Source organism: Pseudomonas sp. AC255 (assembly GCF_979258175.1).
The window spans coordinates 4,950,156-4,967,731 of sequence record NZ_OZ409841.1; the positions used below are offsets into that span (position 1 = coordinate 4,950,156).

Here is a 17,576-nt window from a genome sequence, read left to right on the forward strand (position 1 = left end):
CAGACGGGTCGAGGCTTGCCGCTTTTGCATCGGCACTGCGTACTCCTGCGAGTTACTCGAACCTGGGCCGCTTGGGCAAAGGATGCAGCGGCTGACTCTGTCGCCCTCCGTCATAGTTGCGGATTTCATTCTCCAGCCTGTCCAGCATTCTCCCGGGACTCGTTTCCGTATAAAGAATGGCGTCGAGCCTGGCCCGCTCGTTGACTTCGGCGCTGTCATACATTTCCAGAAACCACCACACGCGCCGCTGCAGAAGCGTGCGTTCAACGTGAAACTCGGGCGTTCGACTCAGTCGACGAAGAATGCCGGTCACTGCCAGTGGCATTGCGGCGTTATGCCTGTCCCACAGCGCTTGTTTTTCCGCTATCTGTTCCTGTGGCACATTGCGTAGCCAGAGATCGGCAGTTACATCGCTGCTTTCCTGCCCAAGCCAGATATCGGTGCCTGTCTCTACCCGTGCTCGTATCAACCGCCGTAAAGAGGCCGGGTCCATTATCGGATTGCCGATGAGATTGAAGCCCGCTCTGAGCTCCACGGATTCGGGGATCGACCTGATGTGATTGTCCGCAAGATTCAGTTCTCTTGCGGGAATCCTGTCGGTAATGCCCTCGGGAAATCTTTGCAATCGTGTATTGGAAAGATCCAGCTCCTGCAGTGCGGTCATGTGTTCGAGTGAGGGGCTGGTCGAAAGCGGATTGCCCCCCAGTCTCAACACTTCCAGCGTCGACGCCACGTCGATGGCATCAAGTCCGGAAGGCAGCAGGTGTATTCCGGTGCGGCTCAGATCCAGCACCCGCAGTTCAGTCATCCCTCTGATATCAGCTGCCACTTGCAAAAAGGTGACTTGCTCCTGATGCCGGATCTGCATGTCCAGGCTGTTCACCGGGGCCTCGAATGTGTTGCAAAGCCATAGCTCGTTTAGCCTGGCAAGGCCTCGTACGGAAAAGTCAGACGTTAGTTCACAGTCCTGCAGGTGCAGCCTTTGCAAACGCGGGAATCTTTTCAATTGCTCGGCAAAGCGCGAATCCAGCCTGAATTTCGAATAAGCCCGTTCGATCACGTTCCATCCTTGAAACCGCCCTTCCACTTCGATTGCCTGACTGGTAATGGTCAGACTTTCAAGATTGGGAAACTGTGCGCAAAACACGTCCGGGTCCAGCCGGCCACGGCCTCTTAAAGTCAGAGAAACCACTGAGCTGAATTTCAAGGAAAGCGGTTTTTGAACTGGCCATATCGTCAGATCGATTTCCAGCTTGAAGCCCACATGCCGCCCGTCACGGTAGACGCGCTGTTCGGGCTGGCCTTGCCATCTATACAGCTGGCGAAACGTCGTCCACACATTCCGCGCCTCATGTAACTCCTTGTCCGATGAAATGCGACCTCGACTGATCGGCAGGTCAAAACGCGTCGAGTCCAATTGCGCCAGCCCAAGCTCGATATGCTTGAGCTCAAGCTCTGCCCCGTCCTTGTCATCGAACCGGGTGATGAAGGCGTCCGCGTCCTCGTCGGTCGTGTCGGGCAGGTACTTGCGGATCTGCTCCCGGGTAGTTGGTTCCGCGACTTCACGCGCATACCAAAGTCCGCTGTCCACATCGCGCAGCATCACCGGGCCGGATGGGAGCAACTCGCTTGGCCGCCGGGCTCGATACAGACCCGTCGCAGGATCCACTGCGACAGGCACCAGGTCGCCGTTGACCAGGTCTGCGTAGGTTCGCCGACTGATCACCCGCAAACCCTCACTGTTGACCTGTGGAAGTATCGCTCGGGCGTTGGTGACGTAATTGTCCAGCGAAGGCTGGGTGGCGGGAGGGCGAATACCTTCTGCGAGTGCGCGCACCACAACGGCCGCGGCAGGGGGTATGGCATCTAGGGTCGCATCACTGGATGATTCGGCGCGCGGCAGCAAATGATGCGAAGCAAAATTCACATCGACGCCTGTGCGACCCGGGTGGCCGTGGAGCGAAATGTCGGCGTCCGCAGCCCGATGCAGGCTGTCCGGAACGTCCACGTGGGTACCGCCACCGCGAGGGGGTTTTACTGGCATGTTTTCATCCTTGAAAAAGACGTCCCATGCAGTCGAGCAAGGGGACGACGGGTTTCGGCATCCTGCCGTTTGAAGGGGCAAACGATAGCGTGGACGAGCATCGGACGGAGATGGGAAAGGGAGACGGCCGCAGTGGGAAACGACCTCAAACAGTGTCGGAGCGCGCCCAGTGATGAGGACTTGCCCCTAGGGCTCGCTCAAGCGGATCTCCAGCCGCCAACGATCATCGATCTCGCTGCCAACCCAGTCGCCCTGCAACGGGCGCGCTGCCAGCACCGTCAGCAATAACCCTCCATCGCTTTTGCGCGTGCGCCAGTTGACGTCCTTGCCGTTGAGCCTGAGCTGGCCTTTCTGCGGTCGACCTTCGGCCTGAAACAGCAGCGCGACGGTGCCATCGATAATCTCGCCGTGCAGTTTCGGCTCGTTGTTGAACCACACCACCAGGCCGCCATCGGTGACCTCGACACGCTCCAGCACGCTTGGATCGGGCGTGGTCAGACGGCCAATCATCAAGCCGATCATCAAGCCGACAATCGCCAGCGAGCCGATGACTCGCGGGAATAGTTTCGAACGGTTGTCCACAGGCGGCGTAGAATGCCGCTCATCTTTACCTTCGGAGCCGTGCATGTTTCACGTCATCCTTTTTCAACCAGAAATTCCGCCGAACACCGGCAACGTTATCAGGCTGTGCGCCAACAGCGGCTGCCACCTGCATTTGATCGAACCACTGGGTTTCGAGATGGACGACAAGCGCCTGCGCCGTGCCGGTCTCGACTACCACGAATATGCCACGTTGCAGCGTCACGCTGACCTGGCCAGCTGTCTGGAAAGTCTGGGTAACCCGCGCGTGTTCGCTTTCACCACCAAGGGTTCGCGGCCGTTCCATGATGCCGCGTTCGTGCCCGGCGATGCGTTTCTGTTCGGCCCGGAAAGCCGTGGCCTGCCGGCGGACGTGCTCGACGCCCTGCCCGCCGAACAGCGCCTGCGCCTGCCGATGCGCGAAGGCTGCCGCAGCCTGAACCTGTCCAACACCGTGGCGGTCGCCGTATACGAAGCGTGGCGGCAGAACGACTTCAAATAGTTTTCGCCTGACCAAAACAATCGCGGGCAAGCCCGCTCCCACAGGAATGTGCAAACCTGTGGGAGCGGGCTTGCCCGCGATGCGTATCCGAGCCTTTATTGAACGGTCGGGGTCTCGCCGCTTTCCTGCATGCGCTGCAGCTCTTGCGCGTACAGGGCGTCGAAGTTCACCGGGGCCAGCATCAGCGCCGGGAACGAACCGCGGGTGACCAGGCTGTCCAGGGTTTCGCGGGCGTACGGGAACAGGATGTTCGGGCAGAACGCACCGAGGGTGTGGCTCATCGAAGCCGCGTCCAGATTCTTGATCAGGAAGATACCGGCCTGTTGCACTTCAGCGATGAAGGCCACTTCTTCACCGTTTTTCACGGTGACGGAAAGGGTCAGCACCACTTCGTAGAAATCGCCTTCCAGCGCTTTCTGGCGGGTGTTCAGATCCAGACCGACCGCCGGATCCCACTGCTGGCGGAAGATCGCCGGGCTTTTCGGGGCTTCGAAGGACAGGTCGCGTACGTAGATGCGCTGCAAGGAGAATTGCGGTGCGGTTTCTTCTTCGCTGGCTGCAGTGTTCTGTTGGTCAGTCATCTCAGGTCCTTATCGATCTTGGGTCTTTTAGGGAGTGCTGTACGTGGGTGCAGCCGTTCAGCCCTTGAGCAGCGCGTCGAGTTTGCCGGCGCGCTCCAGGGCGTATAAATCATCACAACCGCCGATGTGCTTTGCGCCGATCCAGATTTGCGGCACGGACGTGCGCCCGGCCTTTTTGGTCATTTCGGCACGCAGCTGCGGCTTGCCATCGACCTTGATCTCTTCGAAGGCCACGCCTTTGCTGGCGAGCAGATGCTTGGCGCGCGAGCAGTAAGGGCAGTAATCGCTGGAGTAGACGATGACTTCGCTCATGTCATTTCACCAGCGGCAGGTTGTCGCCTTTCCAGCTGGAAATCCCGCCGGACAGCTTGGCGGCGGTGAAGCCGGACTTCATCAGTTCGCGGGCGTGGGTGCCGGCGGTCTGGCCGAGGGCATCGACCAGAATGATGGTCTTGGCCTTGTGTTTTTCCAGCTCGCCGACGCGGGCGGCCAGTTTGTCTTGCGGGATGTTCACCGCGCCGACGATGTGGCCAGCGGCATAATCCTTGGCCGGACGGATGTCCACCACCACGCCTGCGTCTTTATTGACCAGTGCGGTCAGTTCGCCGGTGCTCAGGCTCTTGCCGCCGCCCTGCATCGTGTGCGCCAGCAACAGAGCCAGAAGTACGACGAAGATACCGACAAGAATGTAGTGGTTAGTGGCAAATTCAATCAGGTGAGCAACCATCGAAGGAGGTTCCAGGGCGTTAAAATGTCGGCCAGTATACACAGCCACTATGGTCGGCCAAACCCCGTCCGGCGGTGACGCGGTCGGAACTTCGCTTTAAACTCCAACTCCGTTTTCCATCGCCCTCTTCTTTATCAGCCACGAGTGGATTCCATGACGACTACGCCCAAACCTTTGGTCCTGATGATTCTCGACGGCTTCGGTCACAGCGACAGCCCCGAATCCAATGCCGTGTTCGCGGCGAAGAAACCTGTGCTGGATCGTCTGTGGGCCACCGTGCCGAACGGCTTGATCTCGGGCAGCGGCATGGACGTCGGTCTGCCGGACGGCCAGATGGGCAACTCCGAAGTCGGCCACATGAACCTCGGCGCCGGGCGCGTGGTGTATCAGGACTTCACCCGTGTGACCAAAGCGATCCGCGACGGCGAATTCTTCGAAAACCCGACCATCTGCGCCGCTGTCGATAAAGCCGTGGCCGCCGGAAAAGCCGTGCACTTCATGGGCCTGCTGTCCGATGGCGGCGTGCACAGCCACCAGGATCACCTGATCGCCATGGCCGAACTGGCCTTCAAGCGCGGCGCCGAAAAAATCTATCTGCACGCCTTCCTCGATGGCCGCGACACGCCGCCGAAAAGCGCTGTCTCGTCGATCGAACTGCTCGACGCGACGTTCCAGGCATTGGGCAAAGGCCGGATCGCCAGCATCATCGGCCGCTATTACGCCATGGACCGTGACAACCGTTGGGATCGCGTCGCCCAGGCCTACAACCTGATCGTCGACGGCAACGGCGAATTCAACGCCGCCACCGCTCAGGAAGGTCTCGAAGCCGCCTACGCCCGTGGCGAAAGCGACGAATTCGTCAAAGCCACTTCCATCGGTGAGCCGGTCAAAGTCGAAGACGGCGATGCCGTGGTGTTCATGAACTTCCGTGCCGACCGCGCCCGCGAGCTGACCCGGGTGTTCGTCGAAGACGATTTCAAGGAATTCGCGCGCGCCCGTCAGCCGAAACTGGCCGGTTTCGTCATGCTTACCCAGTACGCCGCAAGTATTCCGGCACCGTCGGCCTTCGCCGCCGGCAGCCTGGAAAACGTTCTTGGTGATTACCTGGCAAAAAACGGCAAGACCCAGCTGCGCATCGCTGAAACCGAGAAGTACGCTCACGTGACCTTCTTCTTCTCCGGCGGTCGTGAAGAACCGTTCCCGGGCGAAGAGCGCATCCTGATCCCGTCGCCGAAAGTCGCCACCTACGACTTGCAGCCGGAAATGAGCGCGCCGGAAGTCACCGACCGTATCGTCGACGCCATCGAAAACCAGCGCTACGACGTGATCGTGGTCAACTACGCCAACGGCGACATGGTCGGCCACAGCGGTGTGTTCGATGCAGCGGTCAAAGCGGTCGAGTGCCTCGACACCTGCGTCGGTCGCATCGTCGATGCGCTGGAAAAGGTCGGCGGCGAAGCTTTGATCACTGCCGACCACGGCAACGTCGAAAAAATGGCCGATGAAGAAACCCACCAGGCGCACACCGCACACACCACCGAGCCGGTGCCGTTCATCTACGTCGGCAAACGCGACCTGAAAGTGCGCGAAGGCGGCGTGCTGGCGGACGTGGCACCGACCATGCTGATGCTGTTGGGTCTGGAAAAACCGGCGGAGATGACCGGGACTTCGATTCTGGTCTGAGCCGAATCCGGAAAACACCGCAAAAACCCTGTGGGAGCTGGCTTGCCAGCGATAGCAAGCTGACAGCCAGCATTTATGTTGAATGTGCAGCCGCCATCGCTGGCAAGCCAGCTCCCACAGTGGTTTGTGCTGGTTTCGAAGATTATTTTCAGCTGTATCTCCAGCCAGTTATCACACAGCCCCAATTGGGCGTTTTTTTTGCAGCCTCGGGCGGGCATACTAGGCCGTCCCTTACCCTGGTGCCGCCCGCCCCTATGCTTCGCGTCCTGATCGCCCTTGCTCTGACCTGTCTGCTCCAGCCGGCCTTCGCCGACGAGCGCGCGCAAACCCAACAGCAGTTGGACGCCACGCGTCAGGATATCGCCGAGCTGAAAAAGCTTCTGGGCAAGCTGCAGGAAGAAAAGTCCGGCGTGCAGAAAGAGCTCAAGGGCACTGAAACCGAGATGGGCAAGCTGCAGAAGCAGGTCGACGCGCTGCAGAAAGAACTGCAGAAAAGCGAATCCGAGCTGCAGCGGCTCGATGCAGAGAAAAAACTCCAGAGCGCGCGCACTGAACAGCAGCGACTGATCGCCATTCAGGCCCGAGCGGCGTACCAGAACGGCCGCCAGGAATACCTCAAGCTGCTGCTCAACCAGCAGAATCCCGAGAAATTCGCCCGCACCCTCACCTATTACGACTACCTGAGCCAGGCACGCCTGGAGCAGTTGAAGAACTTCAACGAAACCCTGCGCCAACTGGCCAATGTCGAAAAAGACATCGGTCTGCAGCAAGCGCAGTTGCTGGTGCAGAAAAGCGACCTCGACACGCAGCGCGAAGCACTCGAGAAAGTCCGCAAGGAGCGCCAGCAGGTTCTCGCCAGACTCAATGACGACGTCAAGGCCCGCGACCAGAAACTCGCCGCCCGCGAGCAGGATCAGGCAGACCTGTCTAAAGTCCTTAAAACCATTGAAGAAACCCTGGCCCGTCAGGCTCGTGAGGCAGAAGAAGCGCGGCAGAAAGCGCTGATCGCCCAGCAGGAAGCGGAAAAAGCGTTTGCGTGAGGCGCAGGCTGAAAACAGCGACGCCCCACGAAAACCCGCCAGATCAAGCCCCGGCGCGCTGGTATCGAGCAGCGGCGAAACGTTTGGCGGGCCTTTTGCTGCAACGCGGGGAAAACTTCCGTGGCCGGTTGATGGTCGATTACTCGCACGCTTCGGTGAAAGCCGTGGCGACGACGCCCGCACCAAGTGGGATGGCGTGATGATCAGCGCCTCCGCCGGCAGTCAGGTGCATGCCGTACATGGCGGGCGCGTGGTGTTCGCCGATTGGCTGCGCGGTGCCGGTTTGCTGGTGATCCTCGATCATGGCAACGGTTTTCTGAGTCTTTACGGCCACAACCAGACGCTGCTCAAGTCGGCGGGTGATGTGGTCAAGGCGGGCGAGTCGATTTCCACTGTCGGTAACAGTGGCGGTCAGGACACGCCAGCGCTGTATTTCGCAATTCGTCAGCAGGGTCACCCGAGTGATCCGGCGCAATGGTGCCGTGCGCAAGGATAAGCGCACCACCTAATTCAGGAGTTCGTTCGACATGCTGCATTTGTCCCGCCTTACCTCGCTGGCCCTGACGATCGCCCTGGTGATCGGCGCGCCTCTGGCGTTCGCCGCGCAACCGGCCCCGACCGTCGCTCCGGCAGGCACTGCCGCGACCGCCAAGGCGCCGTTGCCACTGGAAGAGCTGCGCACCTTCGCCGAGGTCATGGACCGGATCAAAGCCGCGTACGTCGAGCCTGTGGACGACAAGACCCTGCTGGAAAACGCGATCAAGGGCATGCTCAGCAACCTCGATCCGCATTCGGCCTACCTCGGCCCGGAAGATTTCACCGAGCTGCAGGAAAGCACCAGCGGTGAATTCGGCGGTCTGGGCATCGAAGTCGGCGCCGAAGATGGCTTCATCAAGGTCGTCTCGCCGATTGATGACACGCCAGCGTCGAAGGCGGGCATCCAGGCCGGTGACTTCATCGTCAAGATCAACGGCCAGCCAACCCGTGGCCAGACCATGACCGAAGCCGTCGACAAGATGCGCGGCAAGATCGGCCAGAAAATCACCCTGACCCTGGTTCGCGATGGCGGCACGCCGTTCGACGTGACCCTGGCCCGTGCAGTGATTCAGGTCAAGAGCGTCAAGGCGCAGCTGCTGGAATCGGGCTACGGCTATATCCGCATCACCCAGTTCCAGGTCAAGACCGGCGAAGAAGTCTCCAAGGCTCTGGCCAAACTGCGCAAGGACAACGGCAAGAAGCTCAACGGCATCATCCTCGACCTGCGCAACAACCCGGGTGGTGTGCTGCAATCGGCGGTGGAAGTGGTCGACCATTTCATCACCAAAGGTCTGATCGTCTACACCAAGGGCCGCATTGCCAACTCCGAGTTGCGCTTCTCCGCCACCGGCAAGGACGAGAGCGAAGCGGTACCGATGGTCGTGCTGATCAACGGTGGCAGTGCCTCGGCTTCGGAGATCGTCGCCGGCGCCCTGCAGGACCAGAAACGTGCCGTGGTCATGGGCACCACCAGTTTCGGCAAGGGCTCGGTGCAGACCGTGCTGCCGCTGAACAACGACCGCGCGCTGAAGATCACCACCGCGCTGTATTTCACGCCGAACGGCCGCTCGATCCAGGCTCAGGGCATCGTGCCGGACATCGAAGTGCGCCGCGCGAAGATCACCAACGAAGCGGACAGCGAATACTTCAAGGAAGCCGATCTGCAAGGTCACTTGGGCAACGGCAACGGCGGCGCCGACAAACCGAGCGGCTCCGGCGGCAAGGCGAAAGCGATGCCGCAGGATGACGATTACCAGTTGGCCCAGGCCCTGAGCCTGCTCAAAGGCCTGAGCATCACGTCCGGCCGCTGAGGATGTTGTTGCGTTCCCTCTGCGTTCTGTTGTGCTGTCTGGCGGGTCTTGCCCAAGCAGAGCCCGCCAGTTCCTCGCCGCACAAGGCCTACCTGACACTGATCATCGATGACCTGGGGCAGAACCTGCCCCGGGATCGTCGCGTGCTCGCCCTGCCCGGCCCGGTCACGGCGGCGATCATGCCCGATACCCCCCACGCCACCGAATTTGCCCGCGAAGCCCATCGCGCCGGCAAGATCGTCATCCTGCACATGCCCATGGACCCGGCCACCGGGCCGTACGCCTGGCGCCCCGAACTGCCCATTGAAGAGCTGCAGAAACGCCTGAATGCCGCGTTTGAAAAAGTCCCGTTCACTGCCGGCATCAACAATCACATGGGCAGCCGCATGACCGCGCAGCCTGCGGCGATGGCGTGGTTGATGGGCGAATTGCAGCGTCGGCACAAGTTCTTCGTCGACAGCCGCACCAGCGCTCAAACGGTCGCTGCGCAGCAGGCGCAGAAGATCGACCTGGCCAGCGTTTCCCGTGATGTGTTTCTTGATGATGAGCGCACCGAAGCGGCCATTGCCACTCAGTTGCAGACCGCGATCGCCTTGGCGCACAAACAGGGTTCAGCGGTGATGATCGGCCATCCGTATCCGCAGACCCTGGCGGTGCTCGAGCGCGAATTACCCAAGCTCAAAGCGCAGGGCATCGACTGGATCGATATCAGGCAGATGATCAGCGTGCGCAGCAACCGCGCCATGGCTGGCCATGGCAAGGATGGCGTTTACCGGTAACACCCGGTCACGTTGCAATACATAGTTACCACCGAACGCCCCTCCCCTTCCGGATAGTGAGACCTGCAACAGGTCGCGACTCCTTTGAGTCGCTTGCAACTATCAGGAGTGCCCATGACAAACAACGCCCCGATTATCCCGCCCGTTGGGCGGACTGAACCGATCCGCATCGATAACCTGCTGATCAACTTCACAACAGAATTTCTGCGCATCTGGGATACCAACGGTTTGTCGGCCAGACCCGCGTCGTTCTGGCGCCCGACTCCGGCTCCCGACGCGCTGCCCGGTTATTTCCCCTTGGGCGACTTCGTCACCAGAGGCGTTGGCAACATCAACGGCGAACGCGTGGTCGCGGTTGTTTGTGAGGCAGACATTGCCAGCACTGACCCCACCAAAGGCAGGGCACTGCGACGTCCCGATGATTACGAGCTGGTCTGGAAGGACTCCGGATCAGGCTCGAAACGAGATCTGTCGATCTGGCGACCGCTAGCTCCCGCAGGCTACGTAGCGCTGGGGTCGGTGTGCTCGAACGATCATGAAAAACCTTCGCTCAACGCGGTGCGCTGCGTTCGCGAAGACCTGGTGATCGCGTCGAATACCACCGATCTGATCTGGGACGACAAGGGCAGCAAGGCCCGACAGCGCGTCAGCACCTGGAGCGCCGTTCCTCCAGCCGCTTTGCCGGGCGAAGTCTACTTGGCATCGGGCAGTTTTTTCAGCTTGAGTGACTACACCCGACCGGCCAGTTTCCCGGTCTACTGCTTGCGCTTGCAGATCGGCCTGCAGATGTCTACACGCCCATCGCCACCGGTGCTCTGCGGCGAGACGCCAACACCTGTAGAGCCAACGGACGATGCGACTTACACCGCCAGCCTCCCCTGGTTCACGGTCAACGATCCGCGTTACACCGCCGCTGAGCAATGGCGTCACTCGCCCTTCTATCTGCTTGAACGCAAGGATCGCTACATCCTCGTCGGTCACGCACGCAACAGTGGCAACGACAGCCAGATATTCAGGTGGAATGCGCAGCGCGCCCAGCGTACTGGCGGCTTGCGTACTTTCACTCAAACCACTTGCATCGAATTCGGGGCGCAATGGCAAACCCGTCAGCACGGCGCGTTGATGTTTTCCGCACGGCTGGGCCACGATTTCACCCAATGCGAACTGCATTCGAATGAATGGCTCAATACAGCGACCATCGAAGTGGTTGCGGTGGTGGACAAAAACCGCTCAGTGGCCGCCTACCTGGCCCAGAGCGAATACAGACTGGTGCGCGCGGACGGCACGGCAGTGACGGATGGTTTCATCTACACCGATGGCAATAGCCTGCACATCAGCCAGTACGCACCCACCGAGCCTGCAACCATCGTCGCGTCGGAGCCAGAGGCGGTCGAAGATCAGACTGTGCTTGCGCCTGCGACCGAGGGCGAAATCAGCACCTCCCTGCCAGAGCCCGAGGAGTCAGCCGTTACAGATAGCGCGCCATGATTTCATCGACCACGCCTTCCTTGCGCAACTGATCCAGCGCGGTCTGTAGCCTGTTGACCACCTCATCGGAGACGTCCTTGTTCAGCGCCAGATATAACTCGGCGCTGTTGAAGCGCAGCACGGTCTTCAGGCCGGTCACGCCATCCTGCCGCGCCAGATAACGGCCGGCAGGATCACCCGTGGCCCACAGATCGATCTGGCCATTGAGCAGTTTTTTTGCGTTGTCCTGATCGCGCAGCACTACTACCGGTTTGAGGCCTTGCTTGGTGAGCGTCTCGGCAATCGCATCGCCCTTGTAGGCGCCGATCTTGTATTTGCGCGCATCATTGAGGGTTTCGAGGGTGATCTTGCTGTCAGCCTTGGCCAGCAGGATCCAGTCGTCCGGGCCGATTGGGCCGACCCATTTGAACAGTCTTTCGCGATCGGGCAGGCGCGCCATGACGAAGGCCCCGTAGCCGGGATTCTCCAGGGCGAGTTTGTAGACACGCTCCCAGGGGAAACGCAGGGTCAGGCTGTAAGTGAGGCCGGCGCGCTGGAACATCTCGCGAACGATGTCCGTGGCAATGCCGTTGATGTTGTCGCCCTGGGCGAAATTCTTGCCGTTCTTCGCCATGTTGTACGGCGGGAAGTTCTCGGTGAGCAGCACCAGATCGGTGTCGGGACTGGTTTCGGCCCGGGCATTGCTGATGAACAACAACGAGGCGCTGGCGAGAACAACAAGCAGGCGTTTGATCATGTCGGGCTACCGGAATCCATGGCGTGCCCAAGAGTGCCTTGGGCGCGCCATGCTGTCCACTGGCCTGTACGCTTTAGCGCATGACGATGCCGCGATGCGACATGTAGGCCTTGGCTTCCTGCACGGTGTATTCGCCGAAGTGGAAAATACTCGCCGCCAGCACCGCACTGGCATGACCTTCGAGAATGCCATCGGCCAGATGCTGCAGATTGCCGACACCACCGGAAGCGATCACCGGAATGCCCAGCGCGTCGCTGATGGCGCGGGTCACGCCGAGGTCGAAACCGTTTTTCATGCCGTCCTGATCCATGCTGGTCAGGAGGATCTCGCCGGCACCGAGGCCTTCCATTTTCTTCGCCCACTCGACTGCGTCGAGACCGGTCGGCTTGCGCCCGCCGTGGGTGAAGATTTCCCAGCGCGGGGTTTCGCCGGGACCGGAAACTTTCTTGGCGTCGATGGCAACGACGATGCACTGCGAGCCGAAATGCTGCGCGGCCTCGCCGACGAACTCGGGGTTGAACACGGCGGCGGTGTTGATCGACACCTTGTCCGCGCCGGCATTGAGCAGATTGCGGATGTCTTGCACGGTACGCACGCCACCGCCGACGGTCAGCGGGATGAATACCTGGCTGGCCATGCGCTCGACGGTATGCAGCGTGGTGTCACGGCCATCGACGCTGGCGGTGATGTCGAGAAAGGTAATCTCGTCGGCGCCCTGCTCGTCGTAGCGACGAGCAATTTCCACCGGGTCACCGGCGTCGCGGATATTCTCGAACTTCACGCCTTTGACGACCCGGCCGTTGTCCACGTCCAGGCAAGGGATGATGCGTTTGGCCAGCGCCATGGTCAGTCCTCAGCCTTGGTACGAATCGCAGAAAGCTTGCGCTTCGGCGACATCGAGAGTGCCCTCATAGATCGCCCGGCCGGTAATCGCGCCGATGATGCCCGGTGCCTTGGCGTCGAGCAGCGACTTGATGTCACCCAGGTTATGGATGCCGCCGGAAGCGATCACCGGAATCCTGGTGGCAGCGGCCAGCGCAGCGGTGAACGGTACGTTGCAGCCCTGCATCATGCCGTCTTTGGCGATGTCGGTATAAACGATCGAGGATACGCCGTCAGCCTCGAACTGCTTGGCCAGGTCAATGACCTGCACGGTGCTGATTTCCGCCCAGCCGTCGGTGGCGACGAAACCGTCTTTGGCATCCAGACCCACGATGATCTTGCCTGGGAACGCACGGCAGGCTTCAGCAACGAACGCCGGATCCTTAACGGCTTTGGTGCCGATGATCACGTAGCTCACGCCCGCCTTGACGTAATGCTCGATGGTTTCCAGCGAACGGATGCCACCACCGATCTGGATCGGCAGGGTCGGGTAACGCTTGGCGATTGCGGTAACCACTTCGCCGTTGACCGGCTGGCCTTCGAACGCGCCGTTCAGGTCGACCAGATGCAGACGGCGGCAACCGCCCTCCACCCACTTGGCAGCCATGCTCACCGGGTCATCGGAGAACACCGTGGAATCTTCCATGCGGCCCTGGCGCAGACGTACGCAGGCACCGTCTTTGAGATCGATAGCGGGAATAATCAGCATCTGGCAAACCTTAAAATTGGAATGTTCAGCTTGGCTCGGGAATCAGTTTTTCTCGAGCGCCCACAGGTCGCTTTCGATGCTTTCAAACCGTTCCTTGAGGTGGGTCTGCACATCGAAAATCGCCCTGTTGTAATAGTGCGGAGCAATCTCGCGGGTAAACAGCTCAAGAATTTCCGCCGCCTCGAACGAACCCAGATCCAGTTCGAAACGGTCTTCCATGAACCGCTGGATCTTGCGATTGGCCTCGCTCTCCTGCTCGGGAGTGAGGGTCAGGATCGGCGGTCTGGATTTCTTGACAGCCATTTACCAGCGACCGTCCCACGCAGCGAAGTTCTGCAGCAGTTGCAAGCCGTGGGTATGGCTTTTCTCCGGGTGGAACTGCACGGCGAAACGCGAACCGTCGGCCAGCGCTGCGGCGAAATCGACACCGTAATGGCCGCTGCCTACAACCTGACGCGCATTGGCGGCGGCGATGTAGTAGCTGTGCACGAAATAGAAACGCGCCAGGTCGGGGATGTCGTGCCACAGCGGGTGACTGATCTTCTGCTTTACCTCGTTCCAGCCCATGTGCGGGACTTTGAGGTGCTCGCCGTCTTCGTGCAGATCCTTGCCGAAGAATTTCACCGCGCCCGGAAACAGGCCGATGCAGTCGACGCCGGCGTTCTCTTCGCTGGTATCGAGCAAGGCTTGCATGCCGACGCAGATGCCGAGGAACGGCCGATCCTGGCTGACCTCACGGACCAGCGAGTCGAAGCCGAGGCGACGGATCTCCGCCATGCAATCGCGAATCGCGCCAACACCCGGGAATACCACACGGTCGGCTTCTCGAATCACGTTCGCGTCGCTGGTAATCAGCACCTTGCCGGCGCCGACGTGCTCAAGAGCCTTGGCCACCGAGTGCAGATTGCCCATGCCGTAGTCGATAACTGCAACCGTCTGCATTACAGAACGCCTTTAGTCGACGGCATTTGCCCGGCCATGCGCTCGTCCAGCTCGACAGCCATGCGCAGCGCGCGGCCGAAAGCCTTGAACACGGTTTCGATCTGGTGGTGAGTGTTGGTGCCGCGCAGGTTATCGATGTGCACGCTGACCAGCGCGTGATTGACGAAGCCCTGGAAGAATTCCTGGAACAGGTCAACGTCGAAACCGCCGACGGTGGCGCGGGTGTACGGCACGTGCATCTGCAGGCCCGGGCGACCGGAGAAATCGATCACCACGCGCGACAGCGCTTCATCGAGCGGCACGTAGGCATGGCCGTAGCGACGGATGCCTTTCTTGTCGCCGATGGCTTTGGCGAACGCCTGGCCGAGGGTGATACCGACGTCTTCCACCGTATGGTGGTCGTCGATATGCAGATCGCCCTTGCATTCGATATCCAGGTCGATCAACCCGTGACGGGCAATCTGATCCAGCATGTGCTCAAGAAAAGGTACACCGATATCGAATCGGGCCTTTCCGGTGCCATCAAGGTTGATCGAGGCTTTGATCTGGGTTTCCAGAGTGTCGCGCTCGACAGACGCCTTACGTTCGGCCATCACCAGCTCCGCAAAATCATTGGGCGAAAAAGGCAGCCATTATAGGCACGCAGGAGGCAAACAGAAACACGAGAGGTGAGATGCCTGACGGATAGAACGCCCGGCTGTCGCGGGTAGACATGTCCATACAAGCCAGTACAGGCATGCCATAAACAAATGTGGGAGCGAGCCTGCTCGCGAATGCGGTACGCCAGCCAACATGGATGTCGACTGGTGCTCCGTCTTCGCGAGCAGGCTCGCTCCCACAGGTTCGGCGTTTATTCAGCTAACACCTTAGTGAAACAATACCGCCGTTTTCTGCAGAGTCACCCACACACCCCACGCCAACGGAATACCCACCACCAGCCATGCCGCGATCGCCAGAGGCTTGGTGCCCGGCGCGGCTTTCCACTCCAGAACGGTGCTGGCGTCAGCACCTTTGTCGTGACCCAGCGCCTGTTCAGCAGCCAGTTCAGCGTCAGTCATGAAATACTTGTCGGCCACCGGGCGCACCATCAGATTGCACAGGAAGCCCAGCACCAGCAGGCCGGCGAGGATGTACAGGGTGATGTCGTAAGCGGCAGCGCGTTCCACGCCGATGCTCAACTGATACTCACGCAGGTAGTTAACCAGCACCGGACCGAGCACACCGGCAGCGGCCCAGGCAGTCAGCAGACGACCGTGGATCGCACCGACCATCTGTGTACCGAACAGGTCGGCCAGATACGCCGGGACCGTGGCAAAACCACCGCCATACATCGACAGGATGATGCAGAACGCCGCCACGAACAGCGCAACGTTGCCTAGATGGCCCATGTTCGGAATCAGCGCATACAGGGCAAAACCCAATGCGAAGAACACGAAGTAGGTGTTTTTGCGCCCCAGGTAGTCCGAGAACGAAGCCCAGAAGAAGCGGCCACCGATGTTGAACAGGCTCAGCAGACCGGTGAAGCCCGCTGCGATCGCCGCGATCGAGGCCAGTTGGCCAGCGTCGAGTTGACCGAACGGCACATCGACGCCCAGCAGTTTGCCGCCGAACACTTCCTGCAACAGTGGCGAAGCCATGCCGAGGATGCCGATACCCGCCGACACGTTCAGGCACAGCACCAGCCAGACCAGACGGAATTGCGGAGTTTTCCACGCTACATTCACGTGAACGTGACGGTTGGTGATCATCGCGTTGGAAGCTTTCTTCGCCGGAGCGGTCCAGCCTTCAGGCTTCCAGCCGGTTGGCGGCACGCGGTAGGACAATGCGCCACCGATCATGAACACGAAGTAAATGGCCGCCATGGCCACGAAGCTCTGCCATACGCCCACGCCTTCTGGCGATGCGAAGTGGCTCATCAGCGCAGTCGCCAACGGTGCACCGACCATCGCGCCGCCACCGAAGCCCATGATCGCCATGCCGGTTGCCATGCCGCGCTTGTCCGGGAACCACTTGATCAGGGTCGACACCGGCGAGATATAGCCCAGGCCCAGACCGATACCGCCGATCACGCCGGAGCCGATCCACATCAGCCAGATCTGGTGGGTATAGATACCCAGCGCGGAAATCAGCAGACCGCCGCACCAGCACAAGGCCGAGACCACGCCCGCTTTACGAGGCCCGGCGTGTTCCAGCCAGCCACCCCAGATCGCTGCCGAGCAGCCGAGGAAGATGAAGAACAGCGTGTAGATCCAGCCGAGCATGGAGATCGGCCAGTCGCAGTTCGACGAAAATACCTGTGCGATGAAGCTCATGTCCGGCGCGCAAGCCACCGGTGCGGTAACGCCCAGTGCCTTGGACAGCGGCAACCAGAACACCGAGAAGCCGTAGGCCATGCCGATGCACAGGTGAATGGCCAAAGCGGCCGGTGGAACCAGCCAACGGTTGAAACCGGGCTTGGCGATGATGCGTTCCTTGGACAGGAACGCAGGCTGGTCGGCTTTGAGGCCGTCCGCCGTGATGCTCGTGCTCATTGTGTATCCCCCAATTGTTAGTATGGTTCGCCAGCCACTGCTCACCCTCGGCCTTATGCACGCAGGCATGACCGTTTTTTAGGTGAAGCTCCTTGAAGGCGCGACGTTAAGTCGCAGACGGGCGGACGAACTGGCGAAGGTTACCATTCTCAGGTGACAGAAAAACCAAACTGATATCACCTTTTTTCAAGTCATCTGTTCTCGTACGACTCGGGAAGCCGCCAACCCCGCGTCTGCAAAGGCACCACGCCGTTTGCTACTTGTCCCATTTATGCGTGCGAAAAGTTACCCGTCGCCTTGGCGGGGCTGAACGACTGGTGAACCAAGCGCAAAAAATGGCGTCGCAAGCGGGGCCGGATTGCGCCCTCTGGCGCCCGCCGGGCATCCTCAAGCGCAGGCCCGGTGGCGAAGTTGCAGGTGCCGCCGCCGACCCTCGGCAGATGACGCCACACCGAACCGGGTGCCGGCAGCGCTATACTCCCCGGCCAAATGACGAATTCGACTAA

At 60.3% G+C, this 17,576-nt stretch carries 17 protein-coding genes and 2 pseudogenes; 7 read left to right on the plus strand and 12 right to left on the minus strand.

Going from position 1 to position 17,576, the window contains the following annotated elements:
- Positions 1-52: 52 nt before the first annotated feature.
- Both ACZZ0K_RS22280 and ACZZ0K_RS22285 read right to left on the minus strand, forming a co-directional pair.
- Positions 53-2,044: a leucine-rich repeat domain-containing protein gene (locus tag ACZZ0K_RS22280; protein ID WP_463559349.1), complete on the minus strand. Its 1,992-nt coding sequence runs from the start codon at positions 2,042-2,044 to the stop codon at positions 53-55.
- A gap of 186 nt (positions 2,045-2,230) precedes the next feature.
- The gene (locus tag ACZZ0K_RS22285; RefSeq protein ID WP_150741749.1) at positions 2,231-2,671 is read right to left on the minus strand and encodes a hypothetical protein; all 441 of its coding nucleotides are present in this window, start codon (positions 2,669-2,671) and stop codon (positions 2,231-2,233) included.
- On the opposite strand from ACZZ0K_RS22285, the gene ACZZ0K_RS22290 reads away from it, so the two are divergent.
- On the plus strand, positions 2,670-3,125 hold the full coding sequence (locus ACZZ0K_RS22290) for a tRNA (cytidine(34)-2'-O)-methyltransferase (RefSeq protein ID WP_016772113.1): 456 nt from the start codon (positions 2,670-2,672) through the stop codon (positions 3,123-3,125). The genes ACZZ0K_RS22285 and ACZZ0K_RS22290 overlap by 2 nt on opposite strands.
- Positions 3,126-3,220: 95 nt before the next feature.
- On the opposite strand, the gene secB is transcribed toward ACZZ0K_RS22290, so the two are convergent.
- The 3 genes from secB to ACZZ0K_RS22305 are packed head-to-tail and all read right to left on the minus strand — an operon-like array spanning position 3,221 to position 4,433.
- Complete coding sequence (secB, locus tag ACZZ0K_RS22295; protein WP_016772114.1) at positions 3,221-3,706, minus strand: protein-export chaperone SecB; 486 nt, start codon at positions 3,704-3,706, stop codon at positions 3,221-3,223.
- 57 nt (positions 3,707-3,763) lie between these two features.
- Positions 3,764-4,018: a glutaredoxin 3 gene (gene grxC / locus ACZZ0K_RS22300; protein ID WP_016772115.1), complete on the minus strand. Its 255-nt coding sequence runs from the start codon at positions 4,016-4,018 to the stop codon at positions 3,764-3,766.
- A gap of 1 nt (position 4,019) precedes the next feature.
- Positions 4,020-4,433 carry a rhodanese-like domain-containing protein gene (locus ACZZ0K_RS22305; RefSeq protein WP_016772116.1) on the minus strand — a complete coding sequence of 138 codons (414 nt, stop codon included), beginning with the start codon at positions 4,431-4,433 and terminating at the stop codon, positions 4,020-4,022.
- Positions 4,434-4,586: 153 nt separating this feature from the next.
- On the opposite strand from ACZZ0K_RS22305, the gene gpmI reads away from it, so the two are divergent.
- The 5 genes and pseudogenes from gpmI to ACZZ0K_RS22330 all read left to right on the plus strand — a co-directional run bounded on the left by gpmI (position 4,587) and on the right by ACZZ0K_RS22330 (position 11,270).
- A complete protein-coding gene (gpmI, locus tag ACZZ0K_RS22310) occupies positions 4,587-6,116 on the plus strand; it encodes a 2,3-bisphosphoglycerate-independent phosphoglycerate mutase (protein WP_463559351.1) in 1,530 nt (509 codons plus the stop codon).
- Between the two features lie 254 nt (positions 6,117-6,370).
- Positions 6,371-7,652, plus strand: a pseudogene (locus ACZZ0K_RS22315) (murein hydrolase activator EnvC family protein).
- Between the two features lie 31 nt (positions 7,653-7,683).
- Positions 7,684-9,003 carry a S41 family peptidase gene (locus ACZZ0K_RS22320; protein WP_039756590.1) on the plus strand — a complete coding sequence of 440 codons (1,320 nt, stop codon included), beginning with the start codon at positions 7,684-7,686 and terminating at the stop codon, positions 9,001-9,003.
- Positions 9,004-9,005: 2 nt separating this feature from the next.
- Entirely contained in the window at positions 9,006-9,782 is a 777-nt protein-coding gene (locus ACZZ0K_RS22325) for a divergent polysaccharide deacetylase family protein (RefSeq protein WP_463559353.1), read from the plus strand.
- A gap of 114 nt (positions 9,783-9,896) precedes the next feature.
- Positions 9,897-11,270: a Vps62-related protein gene (locus tag ACZZ0K_RS22330; RefSeq protein WP_258707466.1), complete on the plus strand. Its 1,374-nt coding sequence runs from the start codon at positions 9,897-9,899 to the stop codon at positions 11,268-11,270.
- Here ACZZ0K_RS22330 and ACZZ0K_RS22335 read toward each other — a convergent pair.
- The 7 genes from ACZZ0K_RS22335 to ACZZ0K_RS22365 form a co-directional block, all read right to left on the minus strand.
- The gene (locus ACZZ0K_RS22335) at positions 11,251-12,006 is read right to left on the minus strand and encodes a substrate-binding periplasmic protein (protein ID WP_130929050.1); all 756 of its coding nucleotides are present in this window, start codon (positions 12,004-12,006) and stop codon (positions 11,251-11,253) included. The genes ACZZ0K_RS22330 and ACZZ0K_RS22335 overlap by 20 nt on opposite strands.
- Before the next feature lie 73 nt (positions 12,007-12,079).
- Positions 12,080-12,850: an imidazole glycerol phosphate synthase subunit HisF gene (gene hisF, locus ACZZ0K_RS22340; RefSeq protein WP_016772122.1), complete on the minus strand. Its 771-nt coding sequence runs from the start codon at positions 12,848-12,850 to the stop codon at positions 12,080-12,082.
- A 9-nt stretch (positions 12,851-12,859) separates the two neighbouring features.
- Positions 12,860-13,597, minus strand: coding sequence for a 1-(5-phosphoribosyl)-5-[(5-phosphoribosylamino)methylideneamino]imidazole-4-carboxamide isomerase (hisA, locus tag ACZZ0K_RS22345; protein ID WP_056787231.1), 738 nt, complete (start codon positions 13,595-13,597; stop codon positions 12,860-12,862).
- 42 nt (positions 13,598-13,639) lie between these two features.
- The gene (locus ACZZ0K_RS22350; RefSeq protein WP_056787227.1) at positions 13,640-13,900 is read right to left on the minus strand and encodes a DUF2164 domain-containing protein; all 261 of its coding nucleotides are present in this window, start codon (positions 13,898-13,900) and stop codon (positions 13,640-13,642) included.
- Positions 13,901-14,539 carry an imidazole glycerol phosphate synthase subunit HisH gene (gene hisH / locus ACZZ0K_RS22355; protein ID WP_056787225.1) on the minus strand — a complete coding sequence of 213 codons (639 nt, stop codon included), beginning with the start codon at positions 14,537-14,539 and terminating at the stop codon, positions 13,901-13,903.
- The gene (hisB, locus tag ACZZ0K_RS22360; protein WP_016772125.1) at positions 14,539-15,132 is read right to left on the minus strand and encodes an imidazoleglycerol-phosphate dehydratase HisB; all 594 of its coding nucleotides are present in this window, start codon (positions 15,130-15,132) and stop codon (positions 14,539-14,541) included. The genes hisH and hisB overlap by 1 nt, the downstream gene beginning before the upstream one ends.
- Positions 15,133-15,405: 273 nt before the next feature.
- Positions 15,406-17,070 (minus strand): OFA family MFS transporter, encoded by a 1,665-nt coding sequence (locus ACZZ0K_RS22365; RefSeq protein WP_016772126.1) that lies wholly within the window; start codon positions 17,068-17,070, stop codon positions 15,406-15,408.
- A 227-nt stretch (positions 17,071-17,297) separates the two neighbouring features.
- Here ACZZ0K_RS22365 and ACZZ0K_RS22370 point away from each other — a divergent pair.
- Positions 17,298-17,514: pseudogene (locus tag ACZZ0K_RS22370) on the plus strand (acetyl-CoA sensor PanZ family protein); the annotation flags it as partial.
- Positions 17,515-17,576 lie beyond the last annotated feature (62 nt).

Coding starts and splice junctions, on each gene's coding strand:
- ACZZ0K_RS22280 (WP_463559349.1), bottom strand. CDS start 2,044: ATGCCAGTAAAACCCCCTCGCGGTGGCGGTACCCACGTGGACGTTCCG.
- ACZZ0K_RS22290 (WP_016772113.1), top strand. CDS start 2,670: ATGTTTCACGTCATCCTTTTTCAACCAGAAATTCCGCCGAACACCGGC.
- ACZZ0K_RS22285 (WP_150741749.1), bottom strand. CDS start 2,671: ATGCACGGCTCCGAAGGTAAAGATGAGCGGCATTCTACGCCGCCTGTG.
- secB (WP_016772114.1), bottom strand. CDS start 3,706: ATGACTGACCAACAGAACACTGCAGCCAGCGAAGAAGAAACCGCACCG.
- grxC (WP_016772115.1), bottom strand. CDS start 4,018: ATGAGCGAAGTCATCGTCTACTCCAGCGATTACTGCCCTTACTGCTCG.
- ACZZ0K_RS22305 (WP_016772116.1), bottom strand. CDS start 4,433: ATGGTTGCTCACCTGATTGAATTTGCCACTAACCACTACATTCTTGTC.
- gpmI (WP_463559351.1), top strand. CDS start 4,587: ATGACGACTACGCCCAAACCTTTGGTCCTGATGATTCTCGACGGCTTC.
- ACZZ0K_RS22320 (WP_039756590.1), top strand. CDS start 7,684: ATGCTGCATTTGTCCCGCCTTACCTCGCTGGCCCTGACGATCGCCCTG.
- ACZZ0K_RS22325 (WP_463559353.1), top strand. CDS start 9,006: ATGTTGTTGCGTTCCCTCTGCGTTCTGTTGTGCTGTCTGGCGGGTCTT.
- ACZZ0K_RS22330 (WP_258707466.1), top strand. CDS start 9,897: ATGACAAACAACGCCCCGATTATCCCGCCCGTTGGGCGGACTGAACCG.
- ACZZ0K_RS22335 (WP_130929050.1), bottom strand. CDS start 12,006: ATGATCAAACGCCTGCTTGTTGTTCTCGCCAGCGCCTCGTTGTTGTTC.
- hisF (WP_016772122.1), bottom strand. CDS start 12,850: ATGGCGCTGGCCAAACGCATCATCCCTTGCCTGGACGTGGACAACGGC.
- hisA (WP_056787231.1), bottom strand. CDS start 13,597: ATGCTGATTATTCCCGCTATCGATCTCAAAGACGGTGCCTGCGTACGT.
- ACZZ0K_RS22350 (WP_056787227.1), bottom strand. CDS start 13,900: ATGGCTGTCAAGAAATCCAGACCGCCGATCCTGACCCTCACTCCCGAG.
- hisH (WP_056787225.1), bottom strand. CDS start 14,539: ATGCAGACGGTTGCAGTTATCGACTACGGCATGGGCAATCTGCACTCG.
- hisB (WP_016772125.1), bottom strand. CDS start 15,132: ATGGCCGAACGTAAGGCGTCTGTCGAGCGCGACACTCTGGAAACCCAG.
- ACZZ0K_RS22365 (WP_016772126.1), bottom strand. CDS start 17,070: ATGAGCACGAGCATCACGGCGGACGGCCTCAAAGCCGACCAGCCTGCG.